15 protein-coding genes and 5 tRNA genes are annotated in these 14,648 nt (G+C 48.3%); 19 read left to right on the top strand and 1 reads right to left on the bottom strand.

The genetic code is table 11. From position 1 onward, the window contains the following. Nucleotides 1-36: 36 nt before the first annotated feature. Nucleotides 37-1,104 carry a DNA integrity scanning diadenylate cyclase DisA gene (disA, locus tag H569_RS0115080; RefSeq protein WP_027365669.1) on the top strand — a complete coding sequence of 356 codons (1,068 nt, stop codon included), beginning with the start codon at nt 37-39 and terminating at the stop codon, nt 1,102-1,104. 130 nt (nt 1,105-1,234) lie between these two features. Here disA and H569_RS0115075 read toward each other — a convergent pair whose 3' ends face one another. Next, a complete protein-coding gene (locus H569_RS0115075; protein WP_027365668.1) occupies nt 1,235-1,633 on the bottom strand; it encodes a nucleoside triphosphate pyrophosphohydrolase family protein in 399 nt (132 codons plus the stop codon). Between the two features lie 192 nt (nt 1,634-1,825). On the opposite strand from H569_RS0115075, the gene H569_RS0115070 reads away from it, so the two are divergent. From H569_RS0115070 to tuf, 18 genes are all read left to right on the top strand, one after another. Beyond that, a complete protein-coding gene (locus tag H569_RS0115070; RefSeq protein ID WP_027365667.1) occupies nt 1,826-2,302 on the top strand; it encodes a CarD family transcriptional regulator in 477 nt (158 codons plus the stop codon). Nucleotides 2,303-2,567: 265 nt separating this feature from the next. Then, nucleotides 2,568-3,722, top strand: coding sequence for a PIN/TRAM domain-containing protein (locus H569_RS0115065; protein WP_027365666.1), 1,155 nt, complete (start codon nt 2,568-2,570; stop codon nt 3,720-3,722). Next, on the top strand, nt 3,715-4,422 hold the full coding sequence (gene ispD / locus H569_RS20570; protein WP_051273689.1) for a 2-C-methyl-D-erythritol 4-phosphate cytidylyltransferase: 708 nt from the start codon (nt 3,715-3,717) through the stop codon (nt 4,420-4,422). The genes H569_RS0115065 and ispD overlap by 8 nt, the downstream gene beginning before the upstream one ends. Continuing rightward, nucleotides 4,400-4,876, top strand: coding sequence for a 2-C-methyl-D-erythritol 2,4-cyclodiphosphate synthase (gene ispF / locus H569_RS0115055; RefSeq protein ID WP_027365665.1), 477 nt, complete (start codon nt 4,400-4,402; stop codon nt 4,874-4,876). The genes ispD and ispF overlap by 23 nt, the downstream gene beginning before the upstream one ends. Nucleotides 4,877-4,992: 116 nt before the next feature. Then, nucleotides 4,993-6,468: a glutamate--tRNA ligase gene (gene gltX, locus H569_RS0115050; RefSeq protein ID WP_027365664.1), complete on the top strand. Its 1,476-nt coding sequence runs from the start codon at nt 4,993-4,995 to the stop codon at nt 6,466-6,468. Nucleotides 6,469-6,601: 133 nt separating this feature from the next. Beyond that, complete coding sequence (gene cysE, locus H569_RS0115045; RefSeq protein ID WP_027365663.1) at nt 6,602-7,291, top strand: serine O-acetyltransferase; 690 nt, start codon at nt 6,602-6,604, stop codon at nt 7,289-7,291. A gap of 125 nt (nt 7,292-7,416) precedes the next feature. Beyond that, nucleotides 7,417-8,871, top strand: a complete 1,455-nt coding sequence (gene cysS, locus H569_RS0115040; RefSeq protein ID WP_027365662.1) for a cysteine--tRNA ligase — start codon at nt 7,417-7,419, stop codon at nt 8,869-8,871. A 1-nt stretch (nt 8,872) separates the two neighbouring features. After that, nucleotides 8,873-9,301 carry a Mini-ribonuclease 3 gene (locus H569_RS0115035; RefSeq protein ID WP_027365661.1) on the top strand — a complete coding sequence of 143 codons (429 nt, stop codon included), beginning with the start codon at nt 8,873-8,875 and terminating at the stop codon, nt 9,299-9,301. A 60-nt stretch (nt 9,302-9,361) separates the two neighbouring features. Continuing rightward, a complete protein-coding gene (gene thyX, locus H569_RS0115030; protein ID WP_027365660.1) occupies nt 9,362-10,108 on the top strand; it encodes an FAD-dependent thymidylate synthase in 747 nt (248 codons plus the stop codon). 98 nt (nt 10,109-10,206) lie between these two features. Beyond that, the gene (rlmB, locus tag H569_RS0115025; protein WP_027365659.1) at nt 10,207-10,938 is read left to right on the top strand and encodes a 23S rRNA (guanosine(2251)-2'-O)-methyltransferase RlmB; all 732 of its coding nucleotides are present in this window, start codon (nt 10,207-10,209) and stop codon (nt 10,936-10,938) included. After that, nucleotides 10,928-11,452: an NYN domain-containing protein gene (locus H569_RS0115020; protein WP_309294794.1), complete on the top strand. Its 525-nt coding sequence runs from the start codon at nt 10,928-10,930 to the stop codon at nt 11,450-11,452. The genes rlmB and H569_RS0115020 overlap by 11 nt, the downstream gene beginning before the upstream one ends. 211 nt (nt 11,453-11,663) lie before the next feature. Beyond that, the gene (gene sigH / locus H569_RS0115015) at nt 11,664-12,308 is read left to right on the top strand and encodes an RNA polymerase sporulation sigma factor SigH (protein WP_027365657.1); all 645 of its coding nucleotides are present in this window, start codon (nt 11,664-11,666) and stop codon (nt 12,306-12,308) included. A 327-nt stretch (nt 12,309-12,635) separates the two neighbouring features. Continuing rightward, nucleotides 12,636-12,711, top strand: a tRNA-Thr gene (locus tag H569_RS0115010). A 39-nt stretch (nt 12,712-12,750) separates the two neighbouring features. Continuing rightward, nucleotides 12,751-12,835, top strand: a tRNA-Tyr gene (locus H569_RS0115005). Nucleotides 12,836-12,893: 58 nt separating this feature from the next. After that, a tRNA-Met gene (locus tag H569_RS0115000) sits at nt 12,894-12,969 on the top strand. Between the two features lie 3 nt (nt 12,970-12,972). Then, nucleotides 12,973-13,048: transfer RNA gene (locus H569_RS0114995), tRNA-Thr, on the top strand. Between the two features lie 110 nt (nt 13,049-13,158). Further along, nucleotides 13,159-13,235, top strand: a tRNA-Met gene (locus H569_RS0114990). Nucleotides 13,236-13,445: 210 nt separating this feature from the next. Next, nucleotides 13,446-14,648 (top strand): elongation factor Tu, encoded by a 1,203-nt coding sequence (tuf, locus tag H569_RS0114985; RefSeq protein ID WP_027365234.1) that lies wholly within the window; start codon nt 13,446-13,448, stop codon nt 14,646-14,648.

Below are 14,648 nucleotides of genomic sequence, written 5' to 3'. Positions count from 1 at the left end.
ATAGAGCGTCTTATAAGATTATAAAGGGGGAGCAAAGTGGACACCAGGTTGCTTAAAGTTCTGCGCATCGTCGCACCGGGCACACCGCTTCGGGAAGGATTGGAGAATATATTGCGGGCTAAAACAGGCGGCTTGCTGGTGATTGGTGATAGTCCCGAAGTTATGGAACTGGCGGAAGGCGGGTTTGCAGTCAATGCTGAGTTCACACCGGCAAACCTGTACGAGCTGGCCAAAATGGACGGTGCCATTATCATTAGTGAGGATATTTCGAGAATTATTGCAGCTAATGTCCAATTGATTCCCAATCTTAGTATACCCTCCAGTGAAACGGGTATCAGACATCGCTCTGCGGAAAGGGTTGCCAAGCAGACTAACTCGCTGGTAATTTCCATATCTCAGCGCCGCAGTGTGATAACTATTTATAAAGGCAATTTTAAATATGTTTTAAAGGATCTGGGCGTTATCTTAAATAAGGCCAACCAAGCCATACAAACCCTTGAAAAGTATCGTGCGGTGCTGGATAGGGTAGTGACAAACCTCAGCATCCTGGAATTTGATGAAGCTGTAACCCTGTTCGACGTGACCAAAGCCATTCAGCGTACTGAAATGGTTTTACGGGTGGTCAAGGAAATTGAAAGGTATATAAGTGAACTTGGCACAGAAGGACGTTTAATTACAATGCAGCTTGAAGAGCTGGTAGCCAGCGTTGAGGAAGAAGGACGCCTAATAGTTCGGGATTACGCCACTAAAATCGGGGATAAGTCGCCGGCCAGTATCATGCAAATGATCGGCAGTTGGCCGGCAGAAGACTTGCTTGACCTGTCTTTAATTGCCAGGGCGTTGGGTTACCCTGGTGGGACCGGCGTTTTAGACCAGAACGTGGCTCCCAGAGGCTACCGTATTTTGGAGAAAATACCCAGACTGCCCATGCAAGTGGTGGAAAACCTGGTGCGTGAATTTGGATCATTGCGCAAGATACTGGGTGCTACAATAGAGGAGCTGGACGCAGTGGAAGGTATTGGCGAGGTGCGGGCCCGGTCCATTAAGGAAGGGCTGCAAAGGTATCGCGACCAGCTTACCCAGGAGCGGCATATTGTTTCATAATTTACCATAAATTTTTCTGTGCAGGTAAAAACAAGCGGGCGCTGTAATTGGCGCCCACAATATTTTGTTTTTGTAATTTTAGGTTGATATTACATTGAAGGAAATTAGAGATGCTTGTCGAATAATAACACTATGCAAGATTATACAGGCCCAGAGTTTTGATGTGTTTTTGTTCCTTTAGCAGTATATCATACATGTTCAGATCAAGTAGATTGCAAAGGGCGGCCAGATAAAAAAATGTGCGGCCCATCTCTGTTTCTATGGATTCCTTGCAATATTCGCATAACTCGCCTTCCAGGTGCGACTCCAGCAGACTTTTCAACTCTTCCAGGGGTGTGTCGGTGGGGATTTTCTTTTTATTGGCGTTTATCTTTAAACACCCGCAGCTGGTTACCGATTTAATGATGGCCTTATTTAACCTTGCATTGGTTTCCTGTGATTTGGCCAAAAGATCCAGGATGCTTCTATTGCAGAGTAGTAATTCGGAAACCGTATCTTGAAATTCGTCATAAATAATATCTTTGAGCAAACGGTTTCAACTCCTTTGCTATTAACAACCTGCTGTAATTATAACGGTGAGCTGCTTGTCCTGTCAAACCGGTGACCTTCCAAAAATGCTGTTGACATGGGCTATATGCTATGCTAAAATATTAGGTTTCCTTGACAATGGTCATTTTTTGTGTTATATTTATGATGTGAAAATGGTAAGGAGGTCCGGGAATTGTTTAAAATCGGAGATAAGGTTGTTTATCCAATGCACGGGGCCGGAATTATCGAAGCCATAGAGGAGAAGGAAGTTCTCGGGGAGACCAGGCAGTATTATATACTCAGATTACCGGTTGGTGATATGAAAGTAATGATTCCAATTGCCACCTGCAAGGAAGTCGGACTGCGCGAAGTAATAGACGATAATGGGGTGGAAAAGGTTTTGGAAATACTGCGCGATAAATCCACTAACATGTCTGAAAACTGGAATAAGCGATATCGAGCCAACCTGGAAAAGATAAAAAGCGGAAATATCTACGAAGTAGCAGAAGTAGTAAGAAATCTGATTAGCAGGGACAGGGAAAAAGGTCTTTCATCCGGTGAGAGAAAGATGCTGGAGAATGCCAGGCAGATACTGATCAGTGAGTTGGTCCTGGCCACGGAAATGGCGGAGGACTACGCAAAAACAATGGTAGAAGGTGCTTTCGCATAAAAATACGCCAGGCAGAAGCCGGCGTATTTTTATTTAGCGGAAAAATTATCCAAAAAGAGTTGAAACAAATATCAAGATCATCCATAATAGAATAAAATACCTGTGTAAATAATAATTAACAGGAAATAGGATCCCGTGCCGCCAGTACGGCACCGGCAGAATGAAATTGTATGGCGGAGGGCCGGCAGCTCTCCGCCAGTGATGCATAAGGAAAGGGAACACAGCCACAACATTTTTCAGGTGGAAAGGAGGTGAAGAGAGAAACATGGCTAGAAAAATGATTTATGTTTTTATCGCTTTACTTTTTGCCGCTACCGGGTTCTATGTTGGAACTTATCTTGTGGGTCAGGACCTGATTCCCCTGCCGGAAGCCATACCTCAACTTGGTCCGGGCTTTATTGGCTTAACTACTCTGACCGGTATGATTTTAGGTATTATCCTGACTCCCTGGATTATTAAGATTTCCCTCTGGCTGACTGCATTATTGGAACAAATGCTCAGCAGGACACCCGTTCAGGACCTGGTGATGGGTTCAGTGGGGCTGATTATCGGACTCATAATAGCTAATTTATTGGGCACCATTTTTTCCTTTATGGGTTTTATAGGTAAGATTATATGGATAATGGTAACCATTCTTCTTGGTTACCTGGGGATGGCTGTGAGTGTTAAAAAACGTGAAGAAATTATGGGAGCTCTTGGTAGCATATCAAGGTTTGGCGGTTCCAAGGATAAGCTTGTTCAGGACGGAAAGCATGTCGGGTCTCAAAAAATTCTTGATACCAGTGTTATTATTGACGGAAGAATAGCTGATTTGTGCGCCAGCGGTTTTATTGAGGGAACATTGTTGGTGCCCGGATTTGTACTGGAAGAACTCCGTCATATTGCAGATTCCTCCGATTTATTAAAGCGAAACCGGGGCCGGCGGGGACTGGATATATTGAATGATTTACGAAAAGGTTCCAGTGTGAAAGTGGTAATTTATGAAAACACAAAGGGTATTGACGAAACCGCTGAAGTAGACACCAAACTGGTCAAATTGGCTCAAAAAATTGGCGCCAAAATTCTTACCAATGATTTTAATTTAAATAAAGTTGCTGAATTACATGGTGTAAAAGTATTAAACATTAATGAGCTTGCCAACGCTGTAAAACCAATAGTGCTGCCGGGGGAAGAGATGGTGGTGCAGGTGGTCAAGGAAGGCAAGGAAAGTGGCCAGGGCGTTGCTTACCTCGACGATGGAACGATGATTGTTGTAGACGGCGGTAAAAGACATATGAATCAGGTTATTACCGTTACCGTCACCAGTGTGCTGCAAACGGCCGCGGGACGAATGATTTTCGCCAAACCCAAAAACGATAAAAGAAGTGATGTGCCGCACCCCGATGCTCAAAGATACAAAGAGGTGAACGTGCTTGGATAGTATCTATGCACTTGTGCCGGCAGCAGGCGGCAGCACGCGAATGGGTGGCGTCAACAAACAGCTGATTGACCTGGCGGGACGCCCGGTGGTGGAACATAGCCTGAGGGTATTACTGGAAGTGCCGGTTGAGGGAATAATCCTGGTGGTCCCGCCCGGTGAAGAAGATAGATTTAGGGAACAGCTAAGACATCTGCTTAAAGACCATGTCATTAAAATTGTAACTGGCGGCGCCAACAGGCGCGACTCAGTGGGGCAGGGCTTATTAGCCCTGCCTGTCGGCGTAGAAATGGTTATAGTGCACGATGGTGCGCGGCCTTTGGTGCGTCGCGGGCATATATTGGAAGCCATTCGGGAAGCCGGAAAGTGGGGGGCTGCCACACTGGCCGTTCCCGTAAAGGATACCGTAAAGGTTGCGGGTGGCGATGGTTTGGTTCGGGAAACGCTGCCCCGGGAAATGCTGTGGCAGGTTCAGACACCCCAGGTTTTTAAACTGCAACTGTTGATCGAAGCTCACCGGAGGGCTGCAGAGGACGGATTTGTCGGGACCGATGATGCATCCTTGGTAGAGCGGCTGGGCAAGCCAGTCAAACTGGTTCGTGGCGACTACTCCAATATTAAAATAACCACACCGGAAGATATGATCATAGCCGAATCACTTTATCTTGGGGGTGGGTTTGTTGAGGGTGGGTATAGGATATGATGTGCACAGGTTGGTGGCGGGTAGGCCGTTGATTCTGGGGGGGGTTGAGATACCTTACCACCTGGGGTTGGATGGCCACTCCGACGCGGATGTTTTAGTCCATGCGGTAATGGACGCTTTGCTGGGTGCCGTTGGGGCTGGTGATATCGGTAAACATTTTCCGGATACCGATGCGCGTTATAAAGGGATATCAAGCCTGGTACTGCTAAAGCGGGTTGTTGACCACGTCAATTCGTCAGCGTGGGAAGTTGGTAACGTGGATGCCGTGGTAATTGCCCAGGCTCCCAAATTATCGCCTTACATAGGGGAAATGGTGCGGAATATGTCCGGGGTAATGCACGTTGATCCCGGGATTATCAATGTTAAGGCAACCACTACCGAAAAACTTGGCTTTGAGGGACTTGGCGAGGGTATCGCCGCCCAGGCGATAGCTTTGGTTTTACGCCGCCAATAGTAATAAACCGTTATCCTCTTGGGATGCGGTTTTTATTATGTTAAAAGTTGCTAGCCCTAAACGGGCAGTGATATAATGAATTGTCGAAAAACGACATTGTTAAGGAGTGAACCTGGTTGAATGATTTTAAAGAGATTAAAGTAAGATTTGCACCCAGCCCGACGGGGCCTTTACATATTGGCGGGGCCCGGTCCGCCTTGTTTAACTGGTTGTTCGCGCGCCGTTACAACGGCAAATTTATCGTCCGGATTGAAGATACAGACTTGGACCGATCTTCCAGGGAGTCAGAAGAGAATATATTGTCTTCACTTCGCTGGTTGGGGTTGGACTGGGATGAGGGGATTTCAGTGGGTGGGGCAAACGGCCCGTACAGGCAAACAGAACGCCTGGACATTTATATCCGTTATGCCAACCAATTGCTGGAACGGGGATTGGCCTACAAGTGCTATTGCAGCGAAGAGGAACTGGCGGCCCAGCGGGAGCAGCAATTGGCTGCCGGTGAAATGGTGCGATATACAGGCAAGTGCCGTGATTTGACGCCGGAAGATTGCGAACGTCTGGAAAAAGAGGGGCGCAAGCCGGTAATTAGATTTAAAGTTCCTTTGGGAAGAAACATAATCATTAACGATATTGTCAGGGGAGAAGTCAGTTTTGAATGTGATGGCATTGGCGACTATATAATTGTTAAGTCTGACGGGATACCCACCTATAATTTTGCCGTGGTGGTTGACGATCATTTGATGTCCATCAGTCATGTGATCAGGGCCGAGGAGCACCTTTCCAACACTCCGCGGCAGGTTTTAATTTACGAAGCCTTTAATTGGCCTATGCCGGAATTTGCCCACGTTTCACTGATTTTGGGCAAAGACCGTTCTAAGATGAGTAAAAGGCATGGAGCCACTTCTATTGAACAATACCGTGATTTGGGATATTTGCCGGAAGCTATGGCCAATTTTCTGGCTTTGCTGGGCTGGTCTTCGGGCAAGGAACAAGAGGTCTTTTCCCTGGAGGAGCTATGCAGCCAGTTTTCCCTTGACCGGGTGGTGAAAAGCCCGGCGGTTTTTGACCTGGATAAGTTAAACTGGCTCAATGGCCATTATATTAAAACCAGCCCCGTAGAAAGAATTGCCAAGCTTGCTGTGCCTTTTTTACAAAAAGCGGGGTATCTTTCCGAGAACCCAGATGACAAAACCATGGAAAAGGTGCAGTTGGTGGTGGTGGCGGTTCGCGATTACCTGGAATATCTGGCCCAGATTAACGACTATGTAGATGTTTTCTTTAACGATCCTGAATATAGTGACCCAGAAGCGCGTCAAGTTCTGTCTTGGGAAGAAACCCCCACGGTGCTGCGGGCGGTTATTGACAAATTAGCTGCAATGACTTCTGCGCATATGGATGAGGCAGCGGCCAAAAGCTTGTTGAAAAAGCTGCCCAAGGATTTGGGACTTGGGGGTAAGAAGGTTTATTTGCCTTTAAGGTCTGCTTTAACAGGTAAAACCCGTGGGCCCGAATTGTATCACCTGCTTCCCGCCCTGGGCAACAGTGCGGCGATTCGCAGGCTGGAAACGGCACTGGATGTTGCAGGGCATTGATTGTTGCTATTTTAGAAAAACATCCAGTGTTCCGCTTACTCCGGGAAACCACCGGATCACCTTGCCTATGGTATCTATTATTCATCCTACTGCTGGCCGGCTTGAAATAGTTTAAAATGTTGGGGGGATACAGTTGCTCGGTCGGATCCGAAAAGAGATAAATGCGGTGTTTGAGCGGGACCCGGCCGCCAAATCATTGCTGGAAGTGCTGTTTTGCTATCCCGGGCTGCATGCGATTATACTGCACAGGGTGGCTCATTTTTTCTACTGCCGCCGCTTTTTCTTTATTGCGCGCCTGATTTCTCAGATAGCCAGAGCCCTTACTCAAATTGAGATTCACCCCGGGGCTAAAATTGGCGAAGGTCTTTTTATTGACCACGGAGCCGGGGTGGTAATTGGTGAAACCGCGGAAATAGGCAATAACGTTACCATCTACCAGGGGGTAACCCTGGGGGGTACGGGCAAGGAAAAGGGTAAACGGCACCCGACCATCGAGGACAATGTGGTAATCAGTGCCGGGGCCAAAATACTTGGCTCATTTACCGTGGGGAAAAATAGTAAAATCGGTGCCGGTTCCGTTGTGTTGAAACCAGTGCCGCCAAATAGCACAGTTGTAGGGGTGCCTGGCAAAGTGGTCATCCGGGACGGCGAAAAAGTTGGTATGGCGAGAACGGAGTCTATTGATTTGCGACATGACCTGTTGCCAGACCCCATAGCAGAGGCCATGTACAGCCTGCAAAAAAACATTGAGGTGCTGGAAAGTCGTTTATTGGAGCTGGAAAAGAACTCAAGGGGCGGCTCGGATCAGTGTGTTAACAAATAATGGTGGTAACTAATCGGGAGTTGGAGCCGGCATGGGAGAACCGGCGATCACAAAAGATGAGCAGATTACTGAATGCTGATTACTGAGTTCTGAATGCCTGATTAACACAAGGGGGATTGGGAGTAGTGTTGATATATAATACCCTGTCCAGGCGCAAGGAAGAATTTGTGCCGCGGGAACCCGGCAAGGTGGCCATGTATGTGTGCGGGCCGACCACATACAATTTCATCCACCTTGGGAACGCGCGTCCAATAGTTGTCTTTGATACGGTGCGCCGCTATTTAAAGTATAAAGGCTACGACGTTTTTTATGTACAAAACTTTACGGATATAGACGATAAGATAATCAACCGGGCCCGGGAGTTGGGGGAAGACCCGCTGAGCCTGGCGTCCCGTTATGTAAATGAGTACTTTAAAGATGCCGATGCTTTAAATGTTATGCGTGCTGATATTCACCCCAAAGTATCCGGCCACATGGATGAGATAATTAATATGATCAAAACACTCGTTGATAAAGGCTATGCCTATGCTGCCGGCGGGGATGTTTATTACGAAGTTCGCAAGTTTGGGGGCTACGGCAAGTTATCCGGCCGGACCTTGGAAGATATGCAGGCGGGGGCCAGGGTCGACGTAAACGAGCTAAAGCGGGATCCCATGGATTTTGCCCTGTGGAAAGCCGCCAAGCCGGGGGAACCGGCCTGGGACAGTCCTTGGGGCAAGGGCAGGCCGGGCTGGCACATTGAGTGCTCCGCCATGTCTCTGAAATATCTGGGCGAAAATTTCGATATCCACGGTGGCGGCTTTGATTTGATTTTTCCCCATCACGAGAATGAAATTGCCCAGTCCGAGGCTGCATCAGGGGCTCCTTTTGCCAGGTATTGGATGCATAACGGCTTTATTACCGTCAACCAGGAAAAAATGAGCAAATCCCTGGGCAACTTCTTTCTTGTACGTGATATATTAGCTAAATTTGCCCCGGAAGTGGTTCGTTTTTACCTTTTGGGAACGCATTACCGCAGCCCGCTGGATTTTGACGATGAAAAATTAACCGCTGCTTCCAGGGGACTGGAACGGCTGAAAACCAGCTTTAATTTGCTTGAAGAGGCTTTGGTAGGGTATGATTCCGGGGCGGGTGGAAGACCTGACCCCACGCTTTCATTACGTCTGGATGAATTGCGCGGCGAGTTTGAAAAAGCTATGGATGATGATTTCAACACCGCTCTGGCCATTGGTACCTGGTTTGATCTGGCCCGTGAAATTAATTCCAGCCTGCATAAAGATGTTTTTGCCGGGGTGGCGGAAAAGTATGCGGCTTTATCCGAAGCCCGTGAGCTGTTCATTGACTTTAACCGTGTTTTGGGTGTATTTAAAACTGAAAACGGGAAAATTGCCATACAAGGCACCGGCGGTGAAAGTGAAGGTTTGGTTGAGAGTCTGGTTGATTTGATTATAGAGATAAGACAGGAAGCTCGGAAAAAAAAGGATTGGCCCACCGCAGACCGCATTCGCGAACGCTTAAAGGATTTAAATATCATCCTGGAAGACACCCCCTCCGGGGTGCGTTGGAAAAAGCAAGGATAATATGTTTGGATTTGTTGATTCAAATGTTAATCCAGACGAGCTTTCCGCCCTTGTGCTTGCCTATGTTGGTGATGCGGTGTACGAGCTGGCGGTTAGGGAATATCTTGTCGGCCGTGGTCCGGCCAAGGTAAATAAACTTCACCGTGAAGCAGTCCGCCGTGTTCGCGCTTCTACCCAGGCCATGATCTTTCATGCTCTCGAAGGGCGGCTCAGCAAAACTGAAGAAGCTGTGGCCCGGCGCGGCAGGAATGCCAAATCAGGTCATGGTCCCAGAGGAGACAGTATCATCGAATACCGCCACAGCACCGGATTTGAATGCCTGGTGGGCTATCTGTATTTAAGCCGGGATTGGGTCAGGCTTGAAGAAATATTGGCACTGGCCCGGCAGGTTATAGAAAGCGAGCTGGAATCAAGCGAGCCCAAACAATAAATATTATTTAGGCTCGCTTTTAAGAAGCTTGCTAAATACATAGATACGGGGGAATAATGTATGGGGAGGACGGAGCTGAAAGTGGAGTTGCTTCGTTACTCGGAGGAGCCGGAAGAACTTGTGGCGATGGCCGCCAAGCTTTGTTATTCACCAGCCGGTATTGCCGATTTAAAAGCAGGAGTTTCATCAAAAGATCAGTCTGAATTTGTGAAAAAGCTGACTGATATGGGTCACCTTTCACCAGTTGAGCATGCAAATTTTACTTTTGGGATAGAAGGAGTGTCCCGCAGCCTTTTAGCTCAAATTACCCGGCACAGGATTGCCAGTTTCAGCGTTAAGTCCCAGCGGTATGTGGGTGAAGGCAGCCTTGAAAATAGCGGGGGCGGCGGTGTTTTTAATTACGTTATTCCACCAAGAATTATTGAGCTTGGAGACGACGAGGTGCGGGAATTTCAAAGGCAAATGGAAAAAATCCAGCAGTGGTATGATTATTGGCTGGACAAACTGGCTGCCCACGGCGAATATGCCAAAGAGGATGCCCGATTTGTGTTGCCTAACGCGGCCGAAACCAAACTGGTTGTTACTATGAATGCAAGGCAGTTAATGCATTTCTTTTCCGTACGCTGCTGCAACAGGGCCCAGTGGGAGATTAGAAGTCTGGCCACTGAAATGCTAAGACTGGTGCGCCGGGTCGCGCCCGTTATTTTTCGGGAGGCAGGTCCCCGGTGTATTGCCGGTCCTTGTCCTGAAGGCAGGATGTCTTGTGGAAAACAGGCAGAGGTCAGGGAAAAATTCAGCCGCTTGTGATTGACTGTTGTTTAACAATAATGATAATTGTGTTAACCTTGAAAATCCGGCGTTTCTAGAGTCCGGAGAACCAGGTTGGCCTGCCGGGGTGTGAAGTAATGGAAGAAACTATTGCCGGCCGGAACCCGGTTTGCGAAGCTTTAAAATCGGGAAGGTCAATTAACAAGATTTTATTGGCCCGTGGATTGAAGCCAGCCACAGTTGCGGAAGTTACCAGGCTGGCCAGGGACAAGCAGGTGCCCGTTCAGCAGGTGGAAAAAAATTTTCTGGATCGCTTGCTGCCTGACACTGCCCACCAGGGGATAGTGGCCCGGGTATCCCCCCATGAATATGCTGATTTGGAAGATATATTAGACAATATTAAAGATACAGATCCTCTATTAATATTGCTTGATGAGGTTACCGACCCTCACAACCTTGGCGCGGTGATTCGCTCTGCATGCGCAGCCGGAGCCCATGGCCTGGTTATACCCAGGCGGCGTGCGGCTGCACTAACCCCGGCTGCAGTAAAAGCCTCCGCAGGCGCTGTGGAGTTTTTGCCGGTGGCAAGGGTAAATAATCTGGTTCAAACAATAAACCTTTTAAAAGAACGCGGTATTTGGGTGGTAGGCGCCGATGCTTCAGCATCTCAGGTAATCTGGGAAACTCCTCTGGATGGGCCGCTGGCAATAGTAATCGGCGGCGAAGACAAAGGCTTGGGCCGGTTGGTAAAAGAAAAATGCGATATGCTGGTTAAATTCCCCATGCCGGGAAAGGTTAATTCGCTGAATGCTTCGGTGGCCGCAGCACTTGTTTTGTTTGAAGCGGTGCGCCAGAGAAGTGGAAAGTAAGATGAATGAGTATATCGTGGTGGACGGATATAACGTGATACACGCCTGGACCGATCTGTCTCGACTCAAGGAGGAAAGCCTTGAGCATGCCAGGGACCGGTTGGTGGATATACTTGTTGATTACGCCGGGTTCAGCGGAGACAGGGTGATAGTGGTATTTGACGCTCACCGGTCCAGGCACAACGCAGAAAGACATGTAGATGTTAACGGAGTACAAGTCATTTACACCCGAGAAGATGAGACTGCTGATTCGCTGATCGAACGTTTGGTTGGTGAAATGCCCAGGGACGGGTATATCAGGGTAGTTACCTCGGACTGGGATGAGCAGCGTATAATTTTTGGCCGCGGTGCTTACCGCATGACCCCCAAAGAACTTCGCAAGCGAGTTCAGCAGGTTAGGGCGGAGGGAAAGGAGCCGTTCACCCAAAGAAACCCCACCGAGGGCTATCTGGAGAACCGTTTAACAGGCCATTTGCGCCAGATTTTCGAACAGTGGAGAAGGAAAAAAGAATAGGGCTAACCTGGATGTACAGGCAGCAATTTAACTTGACGAGCCTTCCCCCTGCAGTTATAATATTGCTTGTAAATATAGAAATTGATTAATTATTTAGCTTTTTGCCCCATCATCTGACTGGGCTGGTGCCTGGAAAATAATATTATTGAATAGATGAGGGCGATTTTTTGTTTTGGGTTTTTCGGGGAAATTTAGGCGGGGGGGTATACTGTTGAATTTGAACGCCCAAAGGGAGGCTTCCAGCGATTTTCAGTTAATGATCGATGAAGAGGTCGTGGAATTTGCTCGCGAGGGTGACGACATTGCACTTGAATATTTAATTAATAAGTACAAGAATTTTGTTCGTGCCAAAGCCCGTTCCTACTTTTTAATAGGGGCGGATCGGGAAGATATTATCCAGGAAGGTATGATTGGCCTTTATAAGGCTATTCGCGATTTTCGCATGGACAAGTTGTCGTCTTTTAGGGCTTTTGCGGAGTTATGTATTACCCGTCAAATAATCACGGCAATAAAAACAGCTACCAGGCAAAAACATATCCCGTTGAATTCGTATGTATCCCTGAACAAGCCCATTTACGATGAGGATTCCGACCGTACCCTGCTGGATGTTATATCCGGTTCAAAGATTTCCGACCCTGAAGAATTGATCATCAGCCGGGAAGAGTTTGACGATATTGAGGAAAAAATGGGTGAGATCTTAAGTTCACTGGAATGGAAAGTTTTAATGTCTTATTTGGAAGGAAAGTCATATCAGGAAATTGCTGAAGATTTAAAGCGCCATGTAAAATCTATAGATAACGCATTGCAAAGAGTAAAACGTAAACTTGAACGTTATCTGGAAAAGCGGGAAGCGTAATATTGAACCGGGATACTAAAACGTACCCCGGTTTTTCATTTTTTAATGATGCTGTGGGCCATATGCGCGGCTACCTAAAAAATTTTCACGTTACCTGTGACCGGCGCTCCCGTGGTTCCCTCCGCGCGCTGCGCAATTTCCCTTACTGTCATTGCGAGCGCAGCGAAGCAATCTCAATGGCGAAACACTATTTGGGGACATACCTCCGACCCTAAGGCCAACCCTAAAAGGAAGTGTGTCCCTTTTCGTATTTAGTTACCAACGATTTCTACCAATCGCTTATTGACAACCAAATGTATATAACTTATAATAAATTTTGTCGCAAGTGCCGGCGTAGCTCAATTGGCAGAGCAGCTGACTTGTAATCAGCAGGTTGCGGGTTCGAGTCCCATCGCCGGCTCCAGCATAAAATCCGGCTTGGCCGGGTTTAAATAAATAACGTGGAGAGGTTCCCGAGTGGCCAAAGGGAGCAGACTGTAAATCTGCCGGCGACGCCTTCGCAGGTTCGAATCCTGCCCTCTCCACCAATAACCTGATTTTGGATTTGACTTGATTTAACAAATATGATATAATAACTTTTGTTGACGCGGGGTGGAGCAGCTGGCAGCTCGTCGGGCTCATAACCCGAAGGTCGGGGGTTCAAATCCCCCCCCCGCAACCAAATGCCGCTATAGCTCAGCAGGTAGAGCGCATCCTTGGTAAGGATGAGGTCACCGGTTCAAGCCCGGTTAGTGGCTCCACATTAGAATTTAGAGGTTGGAAGTTAGAGGCTGGATAAGAAGGAATTCGGCATGCCGGATTCCTAATTTGACTCCAACATCCAACATCCAATATCTAACTTTAAATACGTGGCGGCGTAGCTCAGATGGTTAGAGCATGCGGTTCATACCCGCAGTGTCCGGGGTTCAAGTCCCTGCGCCGCTACCACCTTAGAAACCAGCCTTAAAAGCTGGCTTTTTTATTTTTCATTTAGCTATTTTTCTTTATTTTTCCGGAAGGAAATCTATTAAATGTATAGAATAAATTGGTGGTATTTGGGATGGTGGATATAAAAAGTAGATAAAGTGGAAATAATTATTAGTTAGGTGAAAACTAACCGGTTAATCAAACGTGCTTGTAAGGAGGAATCCAAAAAACATGGCAAAAGCTAAATTTGAGCGGACCAAACCGCACGTAAACATTGGGACCATCGGTCACGTTGACCACGGCAAAACAACCCTGACCGCCGCCATCACCACCGTATTAGCGACAGTGGGCCAGGCCGCAGTTAAGAAGTACGACGAAATCGACAACGCTCCGGAAGAAAGAGAGCGCGGGATCACGATCAACACCGCTCACGTAGAATACGAGACAGCCAAACGCCACTACGCCCACGTGGACTGCCCGGGTCACGCCGACTACGTCAAGAACATGATCACCGGCGCCGCCCAGATGGACGGATCCATATTGGTCGTATCCGCGGCGGACGGTCCGATGCCCCAGACCCGTGAGCACATCCTGCTCTCCCGTCAGGTCGGCGTGCCCTACATCGTAGTCTACCTGAACAAAGCCGACATGGTCGACGACCCCGAACTGCTCGAGCTGGTGGACATGGAAGTGCGGGAACTGCTCTCCCAATACGAATTTCCCGGCGACGACGTACCCGTCATCACCGGCTCAGCCCTAAAAGCACTGGAATGCGGCTGCGGCAAACGCGAATGCGAATGGTGCAAGAGCATCTGGGAACTGATGGACGCCGTAGACGAATACATTCCCACCCCCGAGCGTGACATCGACAAACCGTTCCTGATGCCCGTAGAAGACGTATTCACCATCACCGGGCGCGGCACCGTGGCCACCGGTCGTATTGAGCGCGGCTCGATCAAAGTTGGCGAAGAAGTAGAAATCGTAGGCTTAAATGAAAAACCGCGCAAGACCGTCGTAACCGGCGTAGAGATGTTCCGTAAGATTCTGGAGCGAGGCGAAGCCGGCGACAACGTAGGCTGCCTGCTGCGCGGCGTAGACCGTAAAGAAATCGAGCGCGGCCAGGTGCTGGCAAAACCGGGCAGCATCAAGCCCCACACCAAATTCAACGCTGAAGTATACGTACTGACCAAAGAAGAGGGTGGCCGCCATACCCCGTTCTTCAACGGCTACCGTCCACAGTTCTACTTCAGGACCACCGACGTAACCGGAGTGGCCATACTGCCCGAGGGCGTTGAAATGGTAATGCCCGGCGACAACATTAAAATGGACATCGAACTAATTACACCGATCGCCATAGAAGAAGGTCTGCGTTTCGCCATCCGTGAAGGCGGCCGCACCGTTGGCGCCGGCGTTGTCACCGGCATCAACGAGTAA

This window comes from Desulfotruncus alcoholivorax DSM 16058 (assembly GCF_000430885.1).
Classification (GTDB): Bacteria; Bacillota; Desulfotomaculia; order Desulfotomaculales; family Desulfallaceae; genus Desulfotruncus; species Desulfotruncus alcoholivorax.
This window is presented reverse-complemented; position numbering and strand designations above follow the sequence as displayed.

What these genes read in the sequence shown, in the direction of transcription:
- H569_RS0115035 (WP_027365661.1), top strand. Translation starts at nt 8,873, where the DNA reads ATGTTTGGATTTGTTGATTCAAATGTTAATCCAGACGAGCTTTCCGCC.
- thyX (WP_027365660.1), top strand. Translation starts at nt 9,362, where the DNA reads ATGGGGAGGACGGAGCTGAAAGTGGAGTTGCTTCGTTACTCGGAGGAG.
- tuf (WP_027365234.1), top strand. Translation starts at nt 13,446, where the DNA reads ATGGCAAAAGCTAAATTTGAGCGGACCAAACCGCACGTAAACATTGGG.
- rlmB (WP_027365659.1), top strand. Translation starts at nt 10,207, where the DNA reads ATGGAAGAAACTATTGCCGGCCGGAACCCGGTTTGCGAAGCTTTAAAA.
- H569_RS0115065 (WP_027365666.1), top strand. Translation starts at nt 2,568, where the DNA reads ATGGCTAGAAAAATGATTTATGTTTTTATCGCTTTACTTTTTGCCGCT.